Consider the following 7,187-nt stretch of genomic DNA (forward strand, 5'->3'; position numbering starts at 1 on the left):
ATGAAGGAGAAGAAGGCGCGCGTCGAAGACGCCCTGCACGCCACCCGTGCCGCGGTCGAGGAAGGCATCGTCCCCGGCGGCGGTGTCGCCCTGGTGCGCGCACTCAATGCCATCCGGAACCTCAAGGGCGCCAACCACGACCAGGACGTCGGCATCGCCATCGCCTGCCGCTCCATGGAAGAGCCGTTGCGCCAGATCGTCGCCAACGCCGGTGCCGAGCCGTCCGTGGTCCTGCAGAAGGTCGCGGAAGGCACCGGCAACTACGGCTACAACGCCGCCAATGGCGAATACGGCGACCTGGTCGCCATGGGCATCCTGGACCCCACCAAGGTGACCCGTTACGCCCTGCAGAACGCCGCTTCCGTGGCGGGCCTGATGATCACCACCGAGGCCATGGTGGCCGACGAGCCCAAGTCCGACGGCCCGGCCATGGGCGGCGGCGGTGGCGACATGGGTGGGATGGGTGGAATGGGTGGAATGGGCGGCATGATGTAAAGCGCCTGGCGTCACTGGTTTGGTGACAGAAAGCCCCGCATCACGCGGGGCTTTTTTATGGGCCTAAGCCCCTGAATCCGGCTTGACGCCGCTCGCCCCGCCCATGCTACTGTGACTCCCTGGCTGATCCAGGAGACGACCATGTCCGCCAACGTCCATTTTACCGGGTCGGTCGATCGCGACCTGCTCAGGCGCGCCAAGGTGGTGGCGGCCAAGGCGGAGACCTCGGTCAACGCCCTGTTCAACGCCGAACTGCGCTATCTCGTAGAGACCTTCGAGGCCGCCGACGCCGTCGGCAATCAGAACTTCAAGGTGCTGTTGGCCTTTTCCCTGGGCCGCGTCGATGACCAAGCCGTCCTGGATGCCCTGGGGCTGGCCAGCCAGGAGGACCTGTTCCTGTTGATGGCCCAGGCGCGGCTGCCGATGCCCCGGCTCTCGGATGCCGCAACCCAGGGTATGGTAGCTGAACTGCACGCACTTTCTCTGTGAGTCGTGGACCAGATGTCCAATTTTTTTTCGAGGGCCACAAGATTGCCCGCGCCCGCGTTCTGTTGCCCGAGAATTGTCGCAAGGTCAGCACCCGGGCCAACCTGATCTACCTGGAACAGCGCGGCTGGCTTGCTTCCGCCACCGATGTCGAGCGCCGGGCGATCCGCACCGGTCGCAACTTCTCACAGTTCCGGTTCCCGCTGGGGTTATTGCAAAGCTCCATCCGCGTTCGCCAAGTACCGCCGCGGACGCATCAGTCTTCCCGGAGCGCCCATTTTGAGGCTCTGTTGACTTATAGACCAAAGATTGTAAGGATGAGCCGATCGATGCATACTTCATCCTACATGCCGACCGATGACAGCGGTAAGGCCGATTTGCTCGAACACCTCGCTGTGGCCCTGCCCAAGTTGGAAGCCCGTGTTGGGCGTCCAGCTGCAGGTCGGGCATCCCGTGATCGCATGGACCGTAGGCAACGCCCATGGTATTGATCTCTAGGTGGACCGGAATAACGGCAACGATTTCGCCTTCCTGATCATCAACCGAATGTTCCCGCTCTTTTAGGGGATACCGGAGGGGCGGGGGTCCGGAAACTTCAGATCATCAATACCGAGCCAAATACCACAGACTTTAGGAAACTACCCGCCCCCGGTAGAAGCGCGGGATGATGGTACAAGGCCATCTACGGCCTCCGCGACGAGCAATTGGGCAGTGGAGGGATGTGGTCAGTGTTACGGTTGGGGGTAGAAAGCAGGGGTTTCGCGTAGTCAGGGCCGAAGTGTATGCGAGGTATTCGACTCTAGCCCTTTTTCCAGACTCCGCTAAACAAGAAATAGCAGAGACATCAAGACTTGAGGAGAAATGCGATGACTATTTTCGATGCGGATGATTGTTGTTGGAAAGAGAGGAGATCGGGGTTAGACTTGCCGCGCGGTAAAGACGCGACTCCACCTCGTCCATATATTCGCGACCGCGCTCGTGTTATTCATTCTGCGGCTTTTCGTCGTCTTCAGGCAAAGACCCAAGTGCTTGGAATTGGGGAGGGAGACTTTCATCGCACCAGGCTCACCCATTCGATGGAAGTCGCTCAGATAGCCCGCGGAATCGTCTTTACACTCAAGCAGGGATTCGAGGAAAACAATCACCCTGCAAGCAAATGGCTTCCAGGCCAGAACCTTATAGAGACAATTTCACTTTCGCATGATTTTGGACATCCACCGTTTGGGCATGGGGGTGAGGTAGCACTTAATTTCACAATGAGAAATCATGGAGGATTTGAGGGAAACGGCCAAACGCTGCGACTATTGTCCCGTTTGGAAGCCCATACCGACGATTACGGACTGGACCCAACGCGTCGAGTTCTTCTTGGGATTCTAAAATACCCGGTCAATTATTCTCGGATCGTTCGCCGAACGGCACCTGAAGCACCAAGAGACTTGCGCTGGGTTAAGCGAGATGATTGGAAGCCACCGAAGTGCTATTTGGCAACAGAAGACGATGTGGTCACATGGATATTTGAACCTTTTGGATCTTCTGATCGCGATATGATCCGCCAACTTAAGGATGAACCATGTGATGACAAACATGGCAAGTCCAAGTATCATGCGCTTGATGCTGGCATAATGGAGCTTGCGGACGATATCGCATATGGGATTCATGATCTCGAAGACGCAATTGTACTCCGAATGATCTCTTCGCATGACTGGGATGCGATCTTTAGCAAGATTGACGACACATGGGCTCAAGAGTTCAAAATAACTCGATCGACTTCGGAAAATCTTTTTTCCGGATCTGGCTCTGCCCGAAAAAGGGCTATTGGGCTCTTGGTTAACGCGCTAATTTGTTCCGTTGAAATACGTGAACTTTCGGAGTTTGAACATCCACTGCTTAAGTATCAAGCAAGCCTAACAGAATCCGCGGAAAAATTCTTAAGACAAGCCAAGAGCCTTGTAAAAAATAAAGTAGTAAATACTCCAGAAGTTCAAACGCTTGAGTATCGGGGGCAACAACTAATAACGAGCTTATTTGAAGCATTCGCATCTGACCCCGCAAGATTACTAAAAGAGACCTTTCGGCAGAAACATCAAGATTCAAAGAGCTTAGAGGAAAAAAACCGCGTAATATGCGACTTCATCGCTGGAATGACGGACGAATACGCAACACGAATGTACGAACGACTTTTTGTCCCCAGGAGGGGCCAATTCTCCGATCGACTTTAACCAGTGAGCAGGTCGGGTTAGGCACGCGGACGGAGCCCTATTGCTAAAATCGGCGATGTCAGACGCGCCGTAAACCGTCATCCCGCACGCGAATTGGGAGTAAGGACGCGGGGTCGGATACTTGGCCTGGTTCCAGATTGCAACCTGCGAGTAAGCAGGCAGCATGCGGTCCATGCTCAAACGGCATCAATCGCGAACGCTGCGGTTCATTCGTCACTGCGTCCTGCGGACTCCCCTCAGGCCGCCAGTTCGATGCGAATATGCCGCCCCAACGCCTTGGCGGCCTTCTCCAGCGTCAGCAGGGTCACGGAGGTATTGTCCGGGTCCAATAAGCGATCCAGGGCACTGCGGCTGGTGCCCATGCGCCGCGCCAGGTCGGCCTTGGTCAACTGCTGTTGCGCCATTTCCTGCTCCAGCCGGAAGGCGATGACGCGCTTGATGGCGATGGCTTCGGATCGTGCAAGCAGTTGTTCCTCGTCAAGAAAGGAATCGAGGCTGCTACCCATGTGCTCGTTCATTGATGCACCGTTTGTTCACGGGGCAAGGGCCGCTCGGCGGCGCCTGGCCAAGTCAAGGTCACTTGCTGGGGTCTTCTGGGATTTCTTGATGAATCCATGCAGCAGAACCAGGCGGCGGTCGGACACGGTAAAGATGATGCGTGCGATTCGCTGATCCAGTCGCGAACGCACCTCCCACAACCCCGGTTCGAGCTTGCGGACGACCGGCATTCCGACCGGCCAACCAAACTGGACGGTCTTCAGGTCCGCACCGATGGCCCCCTTGTCGTTCCTCGATAAGCTCTTGAGCCAATCACGTACGGGCTCGGTGCCGGAGTCGGCCCGGAAAAAGACGACATCAAGGATCGGCTCAGGCGGCATGGCGGCTAGCGTACCATTTTTGGTGCCGCGTGTAACCGAAGGTTGATTTTCCCTGCCGTCGCTCCATCTTCGACCCCCACATGAACCCCGCCATCCAACTCACCCTGAACCAGGCCTTCGAGTTCCTGCTGAACGTCGCCGTGGTGCGCCCGGTGTTCCTCTGGGGCGCCCCGGGCATCGGCAAGACCGCCCTGGTCAACCGCTTCGCCAATGAGTTGGGACTGGAGTGCGTGTCGCTGTTGGGCAGCCAACTGGCCCCGGAGGACTTGCTGGGGGTACCGCAGATCGACGGCGATTGTTCGCGCTTTTTCCCGCCCGCCAACATCGTGCGCCGGGAGCCGTTCGTGCTGTTCCTGGATGAACTCAACGCCGCCAGCCATGAGATCCAGAAGGCCTTTTATTCACTCATCCTGGATCAACGGGTGGGCGAGTATCGGTTGCCGAAAGGCACCCTGGTGATCGGGGCCGGCAACCGCGCCAAGGACGCGGCCATCGTCAAGCCCATGCCATCGGCACTGATCAACCGCCTGGCCCATATCCATTTGCGTGCGGATCATCGGCAGTGGCTGGACTGGGCGGTGAATCAGGGCGGGATTCATCCCTGGGTGGTCGAGTACCTCCAACTGCGCCCGGACCATCTGTGGAGCGAGCCGCCGAAGCATGAGGAGCCGTTTTCCACGCCGCGCTCCTGGCACATGCTGTCCGATGCCCTGTATTCATTCAGCGGCACAATTGACAACACCTTGCTGGAGGCCTTGGCCTTCGGCCTGCTCAGTCCGCCCCACGCTGGCCAGTTCAAGGGTTTTCTGAAGCAGATCCAGCAAAAGCATACCCTCGCCGCCATCCTCAAGGGCGATGCGCATTGGCCGGATGCGCCCGCCGATCGCGACATCCTGTATTTTCTGGCGCAGTCGCTGCGCGGACTGCTGCGCAAGGAGTTGCCGGAAGACGAGGCCAACCTGCGTAGTGAACACCAGCAATTGGCGATGCGCGCCAAGGACCGGCTCAAGGAGTTGGCCCGCATCAGCGTGGAGATTGCCCAGTCGGTGCTGGCGCAGGACGACGAGGGGCGACGCCTGCCGACCTGGTTCCTGGTGGAGGTGGCCCGCGACCTGCCGCGCCTGGCCGGACACGACAAGGCCTGAGCCATGGCGCGCCCGCGACGCCCGGACCCGGCGCAGGAGGCCCGCGAGGCTGGACTCGCCCTGCTGCGGGAGAAGGCGGTGCTGTTGCCCTTGCTCGGGGAGGTCCACTTCATTCCTGACAAGCCGCACCAGTTCGTCGCTGACCAGGGATGGCTGGCCGTCACGCCCAAGGGGTCGGTCTATCTGCATCCGACCCGCCGTGCCTCACCCGATGAATGGGCGCGGGTGATCGGGATCGGCGTTGCTTGTCTGGGCTTCAATATGGTGCGCGGGCGTGCGCCGCAGGACCTCTGGGAGACCGCCTGCCTGCTCAGTGCCGAGCGGTTTTGCGATGAATTGAAGCTGGGGCAACTGCCGGAGGTTTTGTGGCATGGGCTGGTCGCGGTTCCGGCCGGGGGCGAGGATGCCTTGTTCCGGCGGTGGTGCGCCGACGGGATCGATCCGATCCTGGCGCAATGGCATCGATGGTGGTGCGGGGGCCGTCCGCTGTTTGTGTGGCTCGACGGCAAGGGCGTTGACCGTTGGCGCAGGCCGCCGGACTGGCCCGCCTTGCTGGCGGAGGGCATTGCCCAAGGGGTGGGCCGCGCCTTGCGGGTGGTGGCGGGCCGGGAGAGCGCCGCCGGCCATGTCACCCCGGCCGACAGCCCGGCCCAGCGGGCCAGGCGCCGGCTGATGGACAGCTATCCATTGCTCGGTGCCCTGGCCGCCGGTTTCGACCTGGAGGAGGGTTTGGCGCAGTGCCGACAGTATGATATCCAGGTGGCTGCCATCGATGTCGGGGCGCGGACGATCTGGATGAACCCGACGGCGCGGCTGACCGATGCGCAGGCGCTCTTCGTCTTCGCCCATGAACTGCTCCATGCCGGGTTGAACCATGGTTCCCGGCGGCGCGGGCGCGATCCCTTGCTGTGGAATGTCGCCTGCGATTTCCTCATCAACGCCTGGCTGATCGACATGGGCGTCGGTACCGCGCCCGCGTTGGGCCTGTTGCACGATCCGACCCTGGCCGCGCACAGCGCGGAGGAGGTCTACGACCTGCTGGCGCGCAATCTGCGCCGCGCGCGCAAGCTCATCACGCTGCGCGGCCCCGGCCAGCCGGATATGTTAGGCGAGGCCCGGGACGGCCCCTTTGTGGACGCCGAGGAATACTGCCGCCGCGCCTTGGCGCAAGGGCTCGAACGCTGGCTCTTCGGCGGCGGGCGCGGCACCATTCCGGCGGGGCTGATCGAGGAGATCCGCAGCCTCAGCCAGCCGCCGATCCCCTGGGACGTGCGGCTGGCGGAATGGTTCGACGAGCGTTTCCCGCCGCCCGAACTGCGCCGCAGCTACGCCCGGCCCTCGCGCCGCCAGTCAGCCACCCCGGGCATCCCGCGCCCGTCCCCGCTGAAACCGCCGGAAGAGGAGCGCAAGAGCCGGGTGTTCGGCGTGGTGCTGGACACCTCGGGGTCGATGCCGCCGCAATTGCTGGGCAAGGCACTGGGCGCCATCGCCAGCTACAGTCTCGCGCATGACGTGTATGCGGTGCGCCTGGTGTGCTGCGATGCCGCCGCCTATGACAGCGGTTGGGTGGAGCCGGAACGCCTGCTGGAACGGTTCACGCTCAAGGGCCGGGGCGGCACGGTACTGCAACCAGGGGTGGATTGCCTGCACCGCCTTGCCCAGCGGGGGGAATTCCCGCGGCATGGCCCGCTGTTGTTGATTACGGATGGCGAGTGCGAGGACGCGCTTGAGATTACCTTTGACCACGCCTTTCTGCTGCCCGAAGGCCGACGCCTGCCGTTTGCGCCTGGCGGGGAGGTCTTTGCAGTGAAGTGATAAGCCCCCTCGTTCCCAGGCTCTGCGACTCACTGCCGCTAAGTTAGGCCGCAACGGCTACTGGGAGCGCCGCACCCCAGTGCGGCGCGGCCTCGGTTCAACCCACACCGGCGGGGTGATCTGCGAGATCGCGCCGCACTGGGGTGCGG

At 61.1% G+C, this 7,187-nt stretch carries 7 protein-coding genes; 5 read left to right on the plus strand and 2 right to left on the minus strand.

The window, feature by feature from the left end:
• The 3 genes from QZY48_RS22335 to QZY48_RS22345 all read left to right on the plus strand — a co-directional run.
• Positions 1 to 495: TCP-1/cpn60 chaperonin family protein (locus QZY48_RS22335; RefSeq protein WP_295435282.1), on the plus strand; the 495-nt coding region annotated here is incomplete at its 5' end.
• A 141-nt stretch (positions 496 to 636) separates the two neighbouring features.
• Positions 637 to 984 (plus strand): hypothetical protein, encoded by a 348-nt coding sequence (locus QZY48_RS22340; RefSeq protein WP_295435283.1) that lies wholly within the window; start codon positions 637 to 639, stop codon positions 982 to 984.
• An 863-nt stretch (positions 985 to 1,847) separates the two neighbouring features.
• A complete protein-coding gene (locus QZY48_RS22345) occupies positions 1,848 to 3,200 on the plus strand; it encodes an anti-phage deoxyguanosine triphosphatase (RefSeq protein WP_295435285.1) in 1,353 nt (450 codons plus the stop codon).
• A gap of 236 nt (positions 3,201 to 3,436) precedes the next feature.
• Here the strand turns inward: QZY48_RS22345 and QZY48_RS22350 are convergent, their stop codons facing one another.
• Both QZY48_RS22350 and QZY48_RS22355 read right to left on the minus strand, forming a co-directional pair.
• Complete coding sequence (locus QZY48_RS22350) at positions 3,437 to 3,718, minus strand: helix-turn-helix transcriptional regulator (protein ID WP_295435287.1); 282 nt, start codon at positions 3,716 to 3,718, stop codon at positions 3,437 to 3,439.
• A 15-nt stretch (positions 3,719 to 3,733) separates the two neighbouring features.
• On the minus strand, positions 3,734 to 4,078 hold the full coding sequence (locus tag QZY48_RS22355) for a type II toxin-antitoxin system RelE/ParE family toxin (RefSeq protein ID WP_295435289.1): 345 nt from the start codon (positions 4,076 to 4,078) through the stop codon (positions 3,734 to 3,736).
• A gap of 80 nt (positions 4,079 to 4,158) precedes the next feature.
• Between QZY48_RS22355 and QZY48_RS22360 the strand changes: the two genes are divergently transcribed.
• Entirely contained in the window at positions 4,159 to 5,223 is a 1,065-nt protein-coding gene (locus tag QZY48_RS22360; protein WP_100917812.1) for a MoxR family ATPase, read from the plus strand.
• 3 nt (positions 5,224 to 5,226) lie between these two features.
• Positions 5,227 to 7,038: a hypothetical protein gene (locus tag QZY48_RS22365; protein ID WP_295435293.1), complete on the plus strand. Its 1,812-nt coding sequence runs from the start codon at positions 5,227 to 5,229 to the stop codon at positions 7,036 to 7,038.
• Positions 7,039 to 7,187 lie beyond the last annotated feature (149 nt).

The organism is uncultured Thiodictyon sp. (assembly GCF_903828115.1).
Classification (GTDB): domain Bacteria; phylum Pseudomonadota; class Gammaproteobacteria; order Chromatiales; family Chromatiaceae; genus Thiodictyon.

Coding starts and splice junctions, on each gene's coding strand:
- QZY48_RS22355 (WP_295435289.1), bottom strand. CDS start 4,078: ATGCCGCCTGAGCCGATCCTTGATGTCGTCTTTTTCCGGGCCGACTCC.
- QZY48_RS22365 (WP_295435293.1), top strand. CDS start 5,227: ATGGCGCGCCCGCGACGCCCGGACCCGGCGCAGGAGGCCCGCGAGGCT.
- QZY48_RS22360 (WP_100917812.1), top strand. CDS start 4,159: ATGAACCCCGCCATCCAACTCACCCTGAACCAGGCCTTCGAGTTCCTG.
- QZY48_RS22340 (WP_295435283.1), top strand. CDS start 637: ATGTCCGCCAACGTCCATTTTACCGGGTCGGTCGATCGCGACCTGCTC.
- QZY48_RS22350 (WP_295435287.1), bottom strand. CDS start 3,718: ATGAACGAGCACATGGGTAGCAGCCTCGATTCCTTTCTTGACGAGGAA.
- QZY48_RS22345 (WP_295435285.1), top strand. CDS start 1,848: ATGACTATTTTCGATGCGGATGATTGTTGTTGGAAAGAGAGGAGATCG.